This window comes from Providencia sp. PROV272 (assembly GCF_049901975.1).
GTDB lineage: Bacteria > Pseudomonadota > Gammaproteobacteria > Enterobacterales > Enterobacteriaceae > Providencia > Providencia stuartii.
Map to the genome: position 1 here is coordinate 1,583,198 of NZ_CP096291.1, position 16,273 is coordinate 1,599,470.

10 protein-coding genes are annotated in these 16,273 nt (G+C 42.4%); 8 read left to right on the plus strand and 2 right to left on the minus strand.

What is annotated here, in order from left to right:
• Positions 1–389 precede the first annotated feature (389 nt).
• A complete protein-coding gene (gene purL, locus M1E93_RS07085) occupies positions 390–4,277 on the plus strand; it encodes a phosphoribosylformylglycinamidine synthase (protein ID WP_426207282.1) in 3,888 nt (1,295 codons plus the stop codon).
• Positions 4,278–4,331: 54 nt separating this feature from the next.
• Here purL and M1E93_RS07090 read toward each other — a convergent pair whose 3' ends face one another.
• Entirely contained in the window at positions 4,332–5,363 is a 1,032-nt protein-coding gene (locus tag M1E93_RS07090) for a methyltransferase (protein ID WP_052038375.1), read from the minus strand.
• Positions 5,364–6,266: 903 nt separating this feature from the next.
• On the opposite strand from M1E93_RS07090, the gene M1E93_RS07095 reads away from it, so the two are divergent.
• The 5 genes from M1E93_RS07095 to glnB all read left to right on the plus strand — a co-directional run bounded on the left by M1E93_RS07095 (position 6,267) and on the right by glnB (position 11,979).
• Positions 6,267–7,706 (plus strand): sensor histidine kinase, encoded by a 1,440-nt coding sequence (locus tag M1E93_RS07095; RefSeq protein ID WP_014656328.1) that lies wholly within the window; start codon positions 6,267–6,269, stop codon positions 7,704–7,706.
• 2 nt (positions 7,707–7,708) lie between these two features.
• Entirely contained in the window at positions 7,709–8,560 is an 852-nt protein-coding gene (qseG, locus tag M1E93_RS07100) for a two-component system QseEF-associated lipoprotein QseG (RefSeq protein WP_004921434.1), read from the plus strand.
• Positions 8,547–9,887: a two-component system response regulator GlrR gene (gene glrR, locus M1E93_RS07105; RefSeq protein ID WP_426207231.1), complete on the plus strand. Its 1,341-nt coding sequence runs from the start codon at positions 8,547–8,549 to the stop codon at positions 9,885–9,887. The genes qseG and glrR overlap by 14 nt, the downstream gene beginning before the upstream one ends.
• Before the next feature lie 118 nt (positions 9,888–10,005).
• On the plus strand, positions 10,006–11,628 hold the full coding sequence (locus M1E93_RS07110; RefSeq protein WP_014656326.1) for an NAD+ synthase: 1,623 nt from the start codon (positions 10,006–10,008) through the stop codon (positions 11,626–11,628).
• A gap of 12 nt (positions 11,629–11,640) precedes the next feature.
• Entirely contained in the window at positions 11,641–11,979 is a 339-nt protein-coding gene (gene glnB / locus M1E93_RS07115; protein WP_004921424.1) for a nitrogen regulatory protein P-II, read from the plus strand.
• A gap of 221 nt (positions 11,980–12,200) precedes the next feature.
• Here the strand turns inward: glnB and hmpA are convergent, their stop codons facing one another.
• Positions 12,201–13,400 (minus strand): NO-inducible flavohemoprotein, encoded by a 1,200-nt coding sequence (gene hmpA, locus M1E93_RS07120; protein ID WP_072502416.1) that lies wholly within the window; start codon positions 13,398–13,400, stop codon positions 12,201–12,203.
• Between the two features lie 351 nt (positions 13,401–13,751).
• Between hmpA and glyA the strand changes: the two genes are divergently transcribed.
• Together glyA and M1E93_RS07130 are read left to right on the plus strand one after the other, a co-directional pair.
• Positions 13,752–15,005, plus strand: a complete 1,254-nt coding sequence (gene glyA, locus M1E93_RS07125; protein ID WP_004921412.1) for a serine hydroxymethyltransferase — start codon at positions 13,752–13,754, stop codon at positions 15,003–15,005.
• A gap of 81 nt (positions 15,006–15,086) precedes the next feature.
• Positions 15,087–16,238, plus strand: coding sequence for a 3-phenylpropionate MFS transporter (locus tag M1E93_RS07130; protein ID WP_004921405.1), 1,152 nt, complete (start codon positions 15,087–15,089; stop codon positions 16,236–16,238).
• Positions 16,239–16,273 lie beyond the last annotated feature (35 nt).

Below are 16,273 nucleotides of genomic sequence, written 5' to 3' on the forward strand. Positions count from 1 at the left end.
TTCAAAAAAAATATCTCGTATGTATACCCTTTATACTTCAAGTCCAGATTGCTTTGCACTGTTTAGCAATCGAAGCTGCTATCCAAGCGAGTCAATAGATGAATGTTGCTATCTCTCAATCGCCCAGAAAATTGTGGGTGTTTGTATGCCGGTGTTGTAATAAAAATTGTTATAAGTAATGGTTATATTTCCAGTGTTTGGACATTTTGCTCAACAATTATGATCCGTGCAACCAATATTGTGCTATTTCGTTCCTAATAATTTTTAACGGTTTGCTTTATTTTTAGTCACGCAAACGGTTTCGTATTGATTCGCATTGCTCTATAATGTGTTCCGGTTCCCCTGCTTTTATGATCAGGGCTGGCGTTTAAATGAGAGAATTTAAGACTATGGAAATTTTGCGTGGTTCACCTGCTCTATCAGCATTTCGTATTGCTCGCCTGTTGGCGTTGTTTGCTGAAAAACAGCTTCCTGTTACGGATATTTATGCTGAATATATGCACTTTGCTGAACTATCAGCGCCTTTAAGTGAAAGCGAGCAAGGCAAACTGCGTAGTTTGCTGAAATACGGTCCTTCTCTCGCGGAGCACGAGCCTTTTGGTAAACTCATATTAGTGACACCACGCCCAGGAACAATTTCTCCTTGGTCATCTAAAGCGACAGATATTGCTCACAATTGTGGTTTATCTCAGGTCGAAAGAATTGAACGTGGTATTGCTTATTATGTGCAAGCCGATTCATTATCACAAGCACAGTGGCTAGACGTTGCAGCGCTACTACATGACCGCATGATGGAGAGTGTTTTTGGCTCTTTTGAGCAAGCTGAGGCACTGTTTGTTCATCATCAACCCGCACCAATGAAAGTTATTGATATCAGTCGTCATGGTCGAACTGCCCTCGAAAAAGCTAACGTAGAAATGGGGTTAGCACTTGCTGATGATGAAATTGATTACCTTCTAAATGCATTCACTGAGTTAAAACGCAACCCAACGGATGTTGAACTGTATATGTTTGCACAGGCAAACTCAGAACACTGCCGCCATAAAATTTTTAATGCAGATTGGATCATTGATGGTGAAAAGCAGCCTAAATCGCTGTTTAAAATGATTAAAAACACCTTTGAAACGACGCCAGACTATGTGTTATCTGCTTATAAAGATAATGCGGCAGTGATGGAAGGATCTTCCGTGGGGCGTTTCTTCCCAGAATCAGATAGCCGTACTTATCGTTATCATCAAGAAGATGCTCATATTTTGATGAAAGTCGAAACACATAACCACCCTACAGCGATCTCTCCATGGCCGGGGGCAGCAACGGGCTCGGGCGGTGAAATTCGTGATGAAGGGGCGACAGGGCGCGGTGCCAAACCGAAAGCAGGTTTAGTTGGTTTCTCAGTATCGAATTTACGTATCCCTGGGTTTGAGCAGCCATGGGAAGAAGATTTCGGCAAACCGGAACGTATCGTTACCGCTCTCGATATTATGCTAGAAGGGCCATTAGGTGGCGCGGCGTTTAATAACGAATTTGGTCGCCCAGCACTATTAGGTTACTTCCGTACCTATGAAGAAAAGGTTAACAGCCATAACGGTGAAGAGCTACGCGGCTATCATAAACCTATTATGTTAGCTGGAGGGATTGGCAATATCAGGGCGGATCACGTGCAAAAAGGTGAGATCCCTGTTGGAGCAAAACTCATCGTCCTTGGTGGGCCATCAATGAATATCGGTCTTGGTGGTGGTGCCGCATCTTCTATGGCTTCTGGTCAATCAGATGCTGATCTGGATTTTGCATCAGTGCAGCGTGATAACCCAGAAATGGAGCGACGTTGCCAAGAGGTTATTGATAATTGTTGGCAGTTGGGTGAGAACAACCCCATTTTATTTATCCATGATGTGGGAGCGGGTGGCTTATCGAATGCCATGCCTGAATTAGTGAGTGATGGGGGCCGTGGTGGTTGCTTTGAACTGCGCAAAATTCTGAATGATGAGCCTGGAATGAGCCCATTAGAAGTATGGTGTAATGAGTCTCAAGAGCGTTACGTCTTAGCCGTTGCTCCAGAACAAATGGCTCTATTTACGGTAATTTGTGAGCGTGAACGTGCTCCTTTTGCAGTAATTGGTGAAGCAACCGAACAGCGTGAATTAGTTTTAAAAGATGCGCATTTTAATAATCAACCTATTGATATGCCTCTTGATGTGCTGTTAGGTAAAACCCCTAAAATGTTGCGTGATGTGAATACATTAAAGGCACAACCAGGGGCGTTAGATAGAACGTCTATCCATTTAAATGAAGCAGTAAAACGCGTGTTGCATCTTCCAGCCGTCGCGGAAAAAACATTTTTAATTACTATTGGTGACCGTACAGTGACTGGTATGGTTGCGCGTGATCAGATGGTTGGGCCTTGGCAGATCCCTGTCGCGGACTGCGCGGTCACAACAGCGAGTCTTGATAGCTACTATGGCGAGGCTATGTCAATTGGTGAAAGAACCCCTGTTGCATTGTTAGACTTCGCCGCTTCTGCCCGTATGGCGGTAGGGGAAGCATTAACTAATATTGCTAGCGCATATGTGCAAGATCTAAAACGAGTAAAACTTTCAGCTAACTGGATGGCGGCGGCGGGGCATCCCGGGGAAGATGCAGGTCTGTATGAAGCTGTGAAAGCGGTAGGCGAAGAACTGTGTCCTGCTTTAGGGTTGACTATCCCTGTTGGTAAAGATTCGATGTCAATGAAAACACGTTGGCAAGATAATGGTGAAGAGCGTGAAATGACATCACCACTATCACTGATTATTAGCGCATTCGGTCGTGTTGAAGATGTGCGTTTGACGGTGACACCTGAATTAAAAACGGACGTTGACTCTGCCTTAATGTTAATCGACCTTGGTCAAGGGCATAATGCTTTAGGCGGCTCGGCTCTTGCGCAAGTTTACCGTCAGTTAGGTAACAAAGCACCGGATGTGCGCGACCCTAAATTACTATCTGGTTTCTTTGCCGCTATCCAACGCTTATTGTCAGAGCAAAAACTGCTAGCATACCATGACCGCTCTGATGGTGGTCTGTTCGTAACATTAGCTGAGATGGCATTTGCAGGCCATTGCGGTATTAATGTTGATATTAGCGAATTTGATGAAGATATTCTCGCCGCGCTGTTTAATGAAGAGTTGGGCGCCGTTATCCAAATTAAACAGCAAGATAAGCAATATGTTGAAAATTGCTTTGCTGAAGCGGGTTTAGGTGAATGTTTACATTATCTAGGTACGGTCACCCAAGAAGATGCATTAGTGATTAATAGTCGTGATACTGTTGTTTATCAGGAATCTCGCAGTACATTACGTGAGTGGTGGGCTGAGACAACATGGCAGATGCAACGCTTACGTGATAATGAGGCGTGTGCAGATGAAGAGCATAAAGCGAAGTTGGATAGCCAAGACCCTGGTCTAAATACTCAGCTTACTTTCGATATTGCAGAGGATATCGCAGCACCTTATATCCTGTCTGGTGTACGCCCTAAAGTTGCGGTGTTGCGCGAACAAGGTGTTAACTCTCATGTGGAAATGGCAGCTGCTTTTGACCGTGCTGGTTTTGATGCGGTTGATGTCCATATGAGTGATCTGCTCGCGGGGCATCTATCATTGGCAGGCTTCCAAACCTTAGTTGCATGTGGTGGCTTCTCATACGGTGACGTATTAGGTGCTGGGGAAGGTTGGGCAAAATCAATCCTGTTTAATAACCAAGTACGTGATGAATTTGCTGCTTTCTTTGCTCGTCAAGATACATTATCCCTTGGCGTGTGTAATGGTTGTCAAATGATGTCCAATTTATATGAGTTGATCCCAGGAGCAGAACTGTGGCCTCGTTTTGTACGCAATCGCTCAGAACGATTTGAAGCGCGCTTTAGTTTGGTCGAGGTAGCTAAGAGCCCTTCTTTATTGCTTCAAGATATGGTCGGTTCACGCATGCCGATTGCGGTATCTCATGGTGAAGGTTTGGTTGAGGCGCGTAATCCTGCCCATATTCAGCAATTGGAAAATCATTCATTAGTAGCACTGCGCTTTGTGAATAACTATGGGCAGGTCACAGAGCAATACCCTGCTAACCCTAATGGCTCAGTGAATGGTATTACTTCGGTGACATCAATGGATGGCCGCGCAACAATTATGATGCCGCATCCTGAGCGTGTATTCCGTACTGTAAGTCACTCTTGGCACCCAGAAAATTGGGGTGAAGATGGCCCATGGATGCGTATTTTCCGTAATGCGCGTAAGCAATTAGGCTAAGTAACCTGAATCTGATAGCCCCGTAATACGGGGCTATTTTTTCGTCGTTGCCGATTAGACAGGAACGGTTTCAATGATAGCAATATGGCTTTCTGTTGGAATAATTCGGTTGATTTTTAGACCTGCTTGCGAGAACAATGCGTTAAATTCAGCTTCTGTATGCTCGTTACTATCGTGAATAACACTAAAGCATATAAGCTCTAATTCCTTTCCAAAATGGGGGCGATTATCTTCGGGGATAATCGCGTCCATGACTAGTAATTTTGAGGTTGGTTTCATGGCGCGACGGATGGTTTTAAATATCTCAATAAGCTTATCATCACTCCAATCATGAGTTATGTATTTCAATAGGTAGATATCAGCTTCTGGACACTGTTCAAAAAAAGAGCCGGGTTGTAATGTCCAACGGGTATCATCTTTGAGCCGATGTAGAATATTTTTTTCTAGCACATGTTTCCTATCAAATAGGATACCCTTTAATGACGGATTACGTGCCAATACTTCAAGTAGCAGGTTGCCTAAGCCGCCAGCAATATCGGCAACAATGATATTTTCTGGGAAAGTATAATTTTTTAGGATAAATTCGTTTTCAATTTTTGATAAAGAAGCTTGCCCTTCATCAAAGCCTTCTGGTTGGTCAGCATTCTTTTCCCAGTAATCAAAGAATGTACTTCCGAATAAATCTTCAAATACGCGCTTACCATAAGCGGATTGTGTGAACTCTGCGCTCGTTAGCCAAAAGGTTTTATCAGTCAACCAGAGAATAGCAGGGCGCAATGAGTAGGGGTGATCAGTGCATAAAAAGGTCGCTTCTGGCGTTAATGCGTAATGAGTGCCATCTAAACAAGTAAAAATTTTACGGGTTGCGAGTACTCGAAGAATTTTTTTCACGACTCTCGCATCTGCCTTTATTTCAGCAGCCAGTTGCTCAACGGTCTTTGCTTCCTGCATTAAATGATCCGCAATATTTAACTGCACCGCGGCGCGTAGTGCTGCTTGAAATACAAAACCAATAGTTTGCTCAAGCACATACAACGCGGCTTGCATATCGTTCTGCTCTATTGTGTTACTTGATTGCATATTCATAAATTTCCTCATCGAATCTTTATTATCAAATCAATAAGTAAAAGTTAAGTATTGTCGTGAAGTATAGATTAGTAAAATTATTTCTTGGAAAGTACTCTTAATTTTTATCAATAAAAATTAGGGGTGCCATAGTGTTTATTATTTTCGCTTTAATTTGGATTTCTGTTGGTCTCGCAATAAATATCAATTTTATTAATTATTCTGAGGTTTTTTTATTCAGGTGATGAGGTTTTTTTTCGAGGTGTATAAAATTGGCGACAAACCCCTTATTTGGGTGTCTCCAAATGGAGACATTTAATTTGTTGAAAAATAAAAATAATTTTCTATGCTGTGGTGGGTGTCTTTAAAAGGAGACAGTATAGAGGAAAGAAAGAAAAATTTTAGAGGTGAAAAAGAAGAAATAAGAAACCGAAAAAATAAAAGTGCTTATCTTTCAATTAATTAATAAATATATTGAAAAGTTGGCACGATGTGTGCATAATAATATTCAGTTGCTCATTCAACATTATTATGTCGGTCCACATTAGGGTGGGAACATACCACATAAAGCAAGAATGATGCCAAAGTAAGGTGCCTACCGTCCAACAGCACAGATATTCGCTTTCGAGCCTTATCAAACACAGGGCGACACGTGGAGTGAGGCACCACCTATATGATTATAAAGAGATAATCATATATCACATCAGTAAATCGCTGGCGGAATAAAGTTGAACTCTTTATTCCGCCTTCCTGTATTTATCCCCCCATAATTTTTCTTGTTTATTCTCAATGAGATTGGCACATTGCTTGCTGTAACTAGCGTGACTCTTATGAAATAAGAGGGAAAATCGAACTGTGGTGATCATCAAGTTCACGTAATTCATTCAGTTCTGTTACCATGGAACCTCGTTTAACAGGTGTGAGATGAATGCATTGAGTAAATGGCGTCTATTTCCGCGCTCCTTGCGCCAATTGGTTGTCATGGCATTTTGGTTAGTGCTATTGCCACTATTGGTTCTGGCTTATCAGGCTTACCAAAGCTTGGAGCAATTAAGTAATCAAGCTGCTCAAATCAATAAAACAACACTTTTAGATACCCGGCGAAGTGAAGCGATGGGTGGACTAGCTTTAGAAATGGAAAGAAGCTATCGCCAATACTGTGTTTTGAAAGATGCTTCATTACATACCCTCTACCTCAAGCAGTTTTCTGATTATCAGCAGATGTTTGAGCGGCAAAAAACGATACTGCCTAAAAATGCAGATACATCGGCACTGACTCGCGCGTTGGAAGAATTAAAAACGGTAGTTTGTGAGAATAGTGAACCGCCTAAAGAAGTCACCGCAGCATTAAGCCAATTCTCAGAGCAGAATAATGCATTAATACAAGAGACCCGCGACGTAATATTTAGTCGAGGGGAGCAATTACAAAAAGCAATTGCCAATAAAGGACAGCTTTTTGGTTGGCAGAGCCTTATCCTCTTTTTATTGAGTGTGCTCTTAGTTGCTTTGTTTACTCGAATGATTATCGGGCCAGTGAAAGGCATCGAACGTATGATCAACCGATTAGGCACAGGCAGAACGCTGACAAATAATTTAAAATTATTTAAAGGGCCTCGAGAGCTACGCTCGTTAGCGCAGCGGATTATCTGGTTAAGTGAACGCTTAGCTTGGTTAGAATCGCAGCGCCATGAGTTTTTGCGGCATATTTCCCATGAGCTGAAAACACCATTAGCAAGTATGCGTGAAGGCACTGAATTACTGGCCGATGAAGTGGCGGGGCCGCTTACCGAGTCACAAAAAGAGGTTGTAGAAATTCTTGATAACAGCAGTAAGCATCTTCAGCAACTTATTGAGCAGCTTCTTGATTATAATCGTAAATTAGCAGATAGCCCGCCAGAAGCACAACATGTTGATTTGCAAAAATTGATTGAAGACATTGTTATGGCTCATAATTTACCTGCGAGAGCGAAAAATATTCAAACGGATATTCGTCTACGTATTGACCATTGCCTTGCTGAACCAACGCTACTAGGACGGGTTATTGATAATATCTACTCCAATGCGGTGCACTATGGCAGTGAATCAGGTAATATTTGGATCACAAGCCGCAGAATAGATAATAAGCTTGTTATTGAAGTTGCTAATACTGGCACACCAATTCCTGAGTCAGAACAAAGTATGATTTTTGAACCTTTTTACCAAGGGTCGCTTGTGAGAAAAGGAGCTGTCAAAGGCAGCGGATTGGGGCTAAGTATTGCACATGATTGCATTAAGCAAATGGGGGGTGAACTTTCACTAGTACCCAATAAATTAGCAGATGTCTGCTTTAGAATTGAACTGCCTTTAACTGCAGAGAATGAATAATAATGGCAAATAGGTCTACAGATGTTTTGGTTGCATTACGCTTTGCGGTGTTACCAAAGCGATATATCGGGTTAACGAAAAAAAACTCTACATTCATCCAAAAGCAAAAAGCGGTGCATATAGGCGCGTTATTGTTGTCACTCATTTTAACGGGGTGTACGACTCAAAATGGGCAATCTTCTTTAGATACGTTAGCTCAAGTTGTTGTCCCTGAAGTTAAAGTGACCGATTACCGTTATGCGGCATGTGAGGGCGTTTGGGAAAATTATCAGCCTAATGCGCGAGAAAATGCACTTTTTTGGTTGAGGATGATGGACTGTGCCGATCGTCTCGACCCTGCTACAGCACGCAAGCAGGCATCACAGATACAGATTGAAAATTGGTCGGACGCATTTCAGCACAGTATCTTAATGGGCGCGGCTGAACCCACAATTGCTGAACGACGCAAAATGGTCGACAGTATGAACACTTTTAGCCTTAATTTCCCCACGGCAATTCGCCCGTTATTACAACTTTGGCGTGAACAACAGGTACAAACAATTAATCTTGCTGAAGCCAATTCTCGTTTTAAGCGGCTACAGCAAGATACAGACAATAAACTTGACCGTATGAAAGAAGAAAATGCCAGACTGGTATTTGAACTGAATACAACCTCACGTAAATTAGAAAATTTAACTGACATTGAGAGGCAACTCTCCTCTCGCAAACAAATTACCAATGAAACGGAAAAAGAGGTTGAAGCGGTAGATAAAAAGCAACCAAAAGAAGCGGCTAAAACGGAAAAACCAGTCGCTGAAGATGGTAACTCTTCAACTAATAACCCATCGGAGAATGAGCGCAATGACCAACCGTAAATCAGCAAATCTTCTGCTGGTGGATGATGATCCTAGTCTGCTGAAATTACTGGGTATGCGCTTAAGCAGTGAAGGTTTTAAAGTCACCACCGTGGAAAGTGGGCCAGAAGCGCTAAAATTGCTTCAAAAAGAAAAAATAGAGTTGGTGATTAGTGACTTGCGAATGGATGAAATGGATGGAATGGCTCTGTTCGATGAGATCCAGAAGCAACACCCTAATTTACCCGTGATAATCCTCACTGCCCATGGCTCAATTCCCGACGCCGTTGCAGCAACACAGCGCGGCGTATTTAGTTTCCTAACCAAACCTGTTGATAAAGATGCGCTCTACAAGGCCATTGATGAAGCATTGGCATTATCTTCAACACCAATCAGTGATGAAGAGTGGAGCGAAGGCATTGTTACCCGCAGCCCGTTGATGATCCGACTGTTAGAACAAGCCCATATGGTCGCGCAATCGGATGTGAGCGTATTAATTAATGGGCAGAGTGGTACAGGTAAAGAGGTCTTAGCACAGGCAATCCATAAGGCAAGCCCACGGGCACGCAAGCCATTCATCGCGATTAACTGCGGCGCATTACCAGAACAATTACTTGAATCTGAGCTATTTGGCCATGCAAAAGGGGCCTTTACAGGGGCTGTGAGTAGCCGAGAAGGGCTATTCTTTGCCGCAAATGGGGGAACGCTATTTCTTGATGAAATCGGCGATATGCCAATGCCGCTGCAAGTTAAATTATTACGCGTATTACAAGAGCGCAAAGTACGTCCTCTTGGCAGTAATCGTGATTTAGATATTGATGTGCGTATTATCTCTGCAACACACCGTAATTTACCGAAGGCGATGGAAAAAAATGAGTTTCGTGAAGACCTCTATTATCGTCTGAATGTGGTGAATTTGCGCATCCCAGCCCTGAATGAGAGGGCGGAGGATATACCTATTTTAGCTAACCATTTACTACGTGAATCGGCATCTAGGCATAAGCCGTTTGTTCGTAGCTTCTCGACAGAAGCTATGAAGTGTTTGATGTCAGCCAGTTGGCCGGGCAACGTACGTCAATTGGTTAACGTCATTGAGCAATGCGTCGCATTGACTACAACACCTGTGATCAGTGAAGCGCTGGTTAGCCAAGCGTTACAAGGTGAAAATACGGCACTTCCAACGTTTGTTGAGGCACGTAACCAATTTGAGCTTAACTATCTACGTAAACTATTACAGATGACAAAAGGGAATGTGACACAAGCCGCTCGCATGGCAGGCAGAAATCGTACTGAATTTTATAAATTATTGGCACGTCATGATTTAGAGGCTAATGATTTTAAAGAATAATTGGCCTTATCATCTAAATTTATCGTGTTTAAGTCACTCAATTTATCGCTGCCGTGGTAATGGCTAGTGAAGAGTGAATTAAGGTATCAATATCAATGCTCGGGAGAAGAAATACCTTATGAGCCGTAAGCTTAATATTTCACTAGCTCAATTAAATTGGTTAGTTGGCGATATTGAAGGCAACTGTGAACGCATGTTGCAAGTTTTTGAAGAACAAAAGAATATCGCTGACATTGTTGTGTTCTCTGAGCTGTCACTCACGGGGTATCCACCGGAAGATCTTTTATTCCGTGCGGATTTTACCCAACGTTGTTTAGTGCAATTAGAACGCTTACAAAATGCGAGCACGGAAACAGCGATTGTTGTTGGTCACCCGTGGACAGAAGCGGGGAAAATGTATAACGCCCTCTCTTTTTTCTACCAAGGAAAACTCCTCACCCGCTATTTCAAACAAGAGCTGCCAAACTATGGTGTTTTTGATGAGCTTCGCTATTTCTCAGCGGGGGATAAAACTGGTGTGGTTGACTTTAAAGGTTACCGTATAGGCTTATTAATTTGTGAAGATATTTGGTTCGATGGGCCAGTGGATGCCGTTAAGCAAGCCGGTGCCGAACTATTGTTGACGATTAATGCCTCCCCATATGATCGTAACAAGGATCATAGTCGGAGTGATTTATTGGTAAGGCATTGCCAGCGTACACAATTACCTATCATCTATTTGAACCAAGTGGGCGGTCAGGATGAGTTAATTTTTGATGGTGGCTCTAAAGTGCTGGCGAGTGACGGTAAAATCACACATCAGCTGGTTGATTTTGATGAGCAAATCGTTAATTGCCAGTTTAATGAGTTATCCGCGGTACCGATGGAAAAGCTAGCACCAGCACTGTCACCAGTTGCACAGGTTTATCAAGGCTTGGTGATGGCAACTCGCGATTATATCAATAAAAATGGTTTTAATGGCGCTATACTCGGTTTATCCGGTGGGATTGATTCGGGATTAACAGTGGCAATAGCGGTGGATGCGATTGGCAAAGAACGCGTTCAGGCCGTGATGATGCCATTCCGCTATACCTCAGAAATGAGTATCCATGATGCCAAAGAGCAGGCTGAATTGCTTGGCGTTGAGTTTGATATTGTCTCAATCGAACCTATGTTTGATGCTTTTATGTCACAACTTCAACCAATGTTTGAAGGTACTGCTGTTGATACTACCGAAGAGAATTTACAGGCGCGTTGCCGTGCTGTTATTTTAATGGCGATGTCCAATAAGCGCCGTCGTTTAGTTTTAACGACCAGTAATAAAAGTGAATCTGCCGTTGGCTATTCAACCTTATATGGTGATATGGCGGGCGGTTTTGATGTTTTAAAAGATGTACCAAAGACATTGGTTTTTGAGTTAGCGAAATATCGTAATACGATCTCTCCTGCGATACCGCAACGTGTGATCGATAGGCCACCATCGGCGGAGCTGGCACCAGGGCAGCTCGATCAAGATAGCTTGCCGCCATACGATATTTTAGATGCGTTACTTGAAGCTTATGTGGAAAAAGATTATTCCGTGGCACAATTGATTGAGCAAGGCTTCGATGAAGCAACGGTTCATCGCGTTGTGCGTCTTGTCGATATTAACGAATATAAACGCCGTCAAGCGCCAGTTGGACCACGTATTACGGTGCGTAATTTCGGAAAAGATCGTCGTTATCCAATCACGTCAGGTTTTGGCCGTAAAAACTGGTCATAACAGGAATTATTTATGAAAAAAATTGATGCAATTATTAAGCCTTTTAAGCTGGATGATGTCCGAGAAGCGTTAGCGGAAGTGGGGATCACTGGGATGACGGTAACAGAAGTCAAAGGTTTTGGTCGTCAAAAAGGTCATACCGAGCTTTATCGTGGCGCCGAATATATGGTGGACTTCCTGCCTAAAGTCAAAATTGAAATTGTTGTGCCCGATGATATTGTCGAAAGCTGCGTAGAAACTATTATGCAGACGGCACAAACTGGCAAAATTGGTGATGGCAAAATTTTTGTCTACGATGTTGCTCGCGTGATCCGTATTCGTACTGGTGAACAGGACGAAGAGGCGATTTAATTTCCATGCTTTTTTCGCGGCTCTAGTCACATTTCAAGGGAGCCGCGCCATCGACCCCTACTTACTACGCATTATTTAGGGAATGGTCGTGGGGCAAACATCATGGAATAGCTTAGTCATTATTTAATAAAAAGCGGTAACGGCATAAACACAGGAATGGGATTAAAAGAGTGTTTAGTATGCAAAACCGTTACCGCGAAATTTAAATAGGTTATTTAAAATTAATTTAAAGGTAGAACTTTATGAGGGCCAAAGCACTCATAATGAATATTCTCTGCTGAAACGCCCATCTCAATCAGTTGTTTAGCGATGTATTGCATAAAGCCAACTGGACCACAGAAATAGAACTGCATATTTGGAACGCCTAACCACGCTTTAACCTGCGAAAGATCCATTAAGCCACTAAATTGATAATCAAATCCTTGTTTATCTTCTGCACGTGGCTGATTAAACCAAACAGCGGATTGGCTATGTGGATGGTGAGCAAGGTGTTTATTTACCTCATGATGGAACGCATGAACGGCACCATTTTCGGCGGCATGTAGCCAGTTAACTTGTGCTTCATGGCCTTCCTGAGTTAATGAATTGAGCATGCTCAGCATCGGTGTTAAACCGACACCCGCTGAAATGAGAGTGACAGGGGTTTTATTATCGATATCAATAAAGAAATCACCGCATGGTGGCGCTAAATGAACAATATCACCTTCATTTAAGTTTTGGTGAATATAATTGGAGACAACACCATTATCTTCACGTTTAACGGCAATACGATAACTACGACCATTTGGTGCTGTGGTCAGTGAATATTGGCGAATTTCTTGGTTAGTTAGGCTGTCATCATTGATATAAATAGTGATGTATTGGCCTGGACGATAATCTGCGACAGGCTGACCATCGACAGGGACAAACTCAAAGCTTGTGATCACATCACTTTGCGCCTGTTTAGCCGCAACACGGAACTCACGTAAACCTTCCCAGCCCCCTGTTTTATCTGCATTTTGGCGGTAAATTTCTGCTTCACGATTGATAAAAATATCAGCAAGGACACCATAAGCTTTACCCCAAGCATCTAACACTTCTTGCCCTGGGTTGAGTAACTCATCGATAGCAGCCAATAAATTTTCCCCGACAATAGGGTAGTGTTCAGGTTTGATATTCAAGCTTGCATGTTTTTGTGCGATTTTTTCTACAGCAGAAATCAATGCTTCGGGCGTCTCAATATGTGTTGCATACGCGCAAACCGCATTAAATAAGGCTTCACGTTGTGAGCCGTTACTTTGATGCGTCATGTTAAAAATATCTTTCAGCTCAGGATGTTGTTTGAACATTCTGTCGTAGAAGTGAGCAGTTAGTTTGGGACCCGTTGCAGCAATGGCTGGGATAGTGGATTTAACAATAGCGATAGTTTGGCTGTCTAGCATACAGGCTCTCCTGAAATAATTTCATTCGATGATGAATTTCATAACATGTATTTTAAATGCAATTTATAACTTTTAACACACAAAGTAAATAGGTCTATTATAAAAAGAGTTTAAAAATAGAAACTTTATAAAAGAGTCACCCAATAAATAGGATTTAATCTTTTAGCAATGCGAATATGGCTGATTTTATCTTGGTATGCTTGATAGTCTTTTATGACTGAGAAAATTTATGCAAACGTTTGCGTATATTTTTTCTTTAGGGCTATCACCCTGAAGAAAAAGAGTTTACACTGTGTGCTATTGCGATAGTTTTGTTATCAACTTATTGAATGGCTGAGGCAGGAGAAGCGAATGTTAAAGCGTGAAATGAATATTGCAGATTATGATCCACAACTGTGGGAAGCAATGGAACAAGAAGTCGTCCGTCAAGAAGAACACATTGAGTTAATTGCTTCAGAAAACTATACCAGTCCACGAGTGATGCAAGCTCAGGGATCTCAGCTAACGAATAAATATGCAGAAGGCTACCCAGGCAAACGCTATTACGGTGGTTGTGAGTATGTTGACGTTGTCGAGCAATTAGCTATCGATCGTGCAAAAGCGCTGTTTGGTGCTGATTATGCTAACGTACAACCTCATTCAGGTTCACAGGCTAATGCGGCTGTTTACATGGCGTTGCTGCAACCGGGTGATACCGTATTGGGTATGAACCTTGCTCATGGTGGTCACTTGACCCATGGTTCACCAGTCAACTTCTCTGGCAAACTTTATAACATCGTTCCTTACGGTATCGATGAAAGCGGAAAAATCGACTACGAAGATATCAAAGCACAAGCATTGAAACATAAGCCAAAAATGATCATCGGTGGTTTCTCTGCATATTCTGGTATTGTTGATTGGGCTAAAATGCGTGAAATCGCAGATAGCATCAATGCTTATCTATTCGTTGATATGGCTCACGTTGCGGGTCTAATCGCAGCAGGCGTCTATCCTAACCCAGTTCCACACGCACATATTGTTACTACAACAACCCATAAAACATTAGCTGGCCCTCGTGGTGGTCTGATTTTGGCGAAAGGTGGTGACGAAGAACTGTACAAAAAACTGAACTCAGCCGTCTTCCCTGGCTCTCAAGGTGGCCCGTTAATGCATGTTATTGCAGGTAAAGCGGTCGCATTGAAAGAAGCGATGGAACCTGAATTTAAAGTTTATCAACAACAAGTTGCGAAAAATGCGAAAGCAATGGTAGAAATTTTCCAACAACGCGGTTATAAAGTAGTGTCCGGTGGCACAGAGAACCATCTGTTCTTAGTGGATCTGGTTGATAAAGGTATTACAGGTAAAGATGCTGACGCTGCATTGGGTCGTGCAAACATTACGGTGAATAAAAACAGCGTTCCTAACGACCCGAAAAGTCCATTTGTTACCTCTGGTATCCGCATTGGTACGCCAGCGATCACACGTCGTGGCTTTAATGAAGGCGATGCACGTGAACTGGCTGGTTGGATGTGCGATGTTCTGGATAACCTCAATGATGAAGCGACCATTGAACGTATCAAACAAAACGTATTGAATATCTGCGCAAAATACCCAGTTTACGCATAAAATAAAATTAATTTAGTTTCAAAACCCGCTTCTACACTTTGGTAAAAGCGGGTTTTTTGCATTGAAAAACAAGGAGGAGTGATGGTAATTCCATCAACTCGCTGGCTAGCGATTGATTATTTTACCTATTTTTTCGCTTACAGTATTTTTCTACCATTCTGGCCAATTTGGCTACAAGGTGAAGGTATTGATGCTGAAATGAGCGGGGTGTTATTAGGGATTGGGTTAGCTGCGCGTTTCCTTGGTGCAATGTTTATTACACCGATGGTTAAAGATCAATCCAAACTCATTAACGCATTAAGAATATTGGCAGGATTGTCTCTACTCTTTGCTGTTGCCTTTTCCTTTGGTTCCCATTGGGCATGGCTATTTTTTGTCATGACTGGGTTTAACTTATTTTTTGCGCCATTAGTGCCACTCGGTGACTCGCTGGCAGGAACATGGCAAAAGCAGTTTCCCTTTGATTATGGCAAAATTAGGCTTTGGGGCTCCGTCGCTTTTATTATTGGCTCCATAGCGATGGGATATTTCGCCGATATATTAGGTCATCAATCCATTATGGTGGCTTTAATTATTAGCTGCTTAGCTTTATTACTCACGGCAATGTTAACGCCTGCAATTATGCCTAAAGGCATACCTAAAGTTGCAGGAGAAGATAAACTCTCATTTAGACAACTCATTGCGGATAAAAACGTAGTGACGTTCCTAATTTGTGTCACCTTGTTGCAAGGCGCACATGCTGCATATTATGGCTATGCCTCTTTATTTTGGAAGGAAGCAGGCTATTCTGACATCGTTATAGGTCGCCTCTGGGCACTTGGCGTTGTCGCTGAAGTTGTGGTTTTTATGTTGAGTAACAAACTATTTCGTCGTTGGAGTTCACGAAATCTACTTTTGTTATCTGCCATCAGCGGCATCATTCGTTGGGGGCTAATGGGGGCATTTACCTCACTACCAGTCCTTATTGTTGTTCAGATATTGCACAGCGGAACCTTTACCGTATGCCACCTCGCTGCAATGCGTTTTATCAGTGCTCGAAAAGAAAATGAAATTATTCCATTACAAGGTGTTTATTCAGCATTAGCAACAGGGGGCGGTTTAGCTATCATCACTGTTGTGGTGGGGGCTATCTATGAGCGTGTGCCAGACAATCACGGTTTAGTCTTTTATTTAATGGCACTATTGGCGATCCCTGCTTTGTTTATTAGACCGAAAGTTGTAGCACAATCATAAGGTTAACTTGGGTTTGTTCCTAAATATCAGGGTTA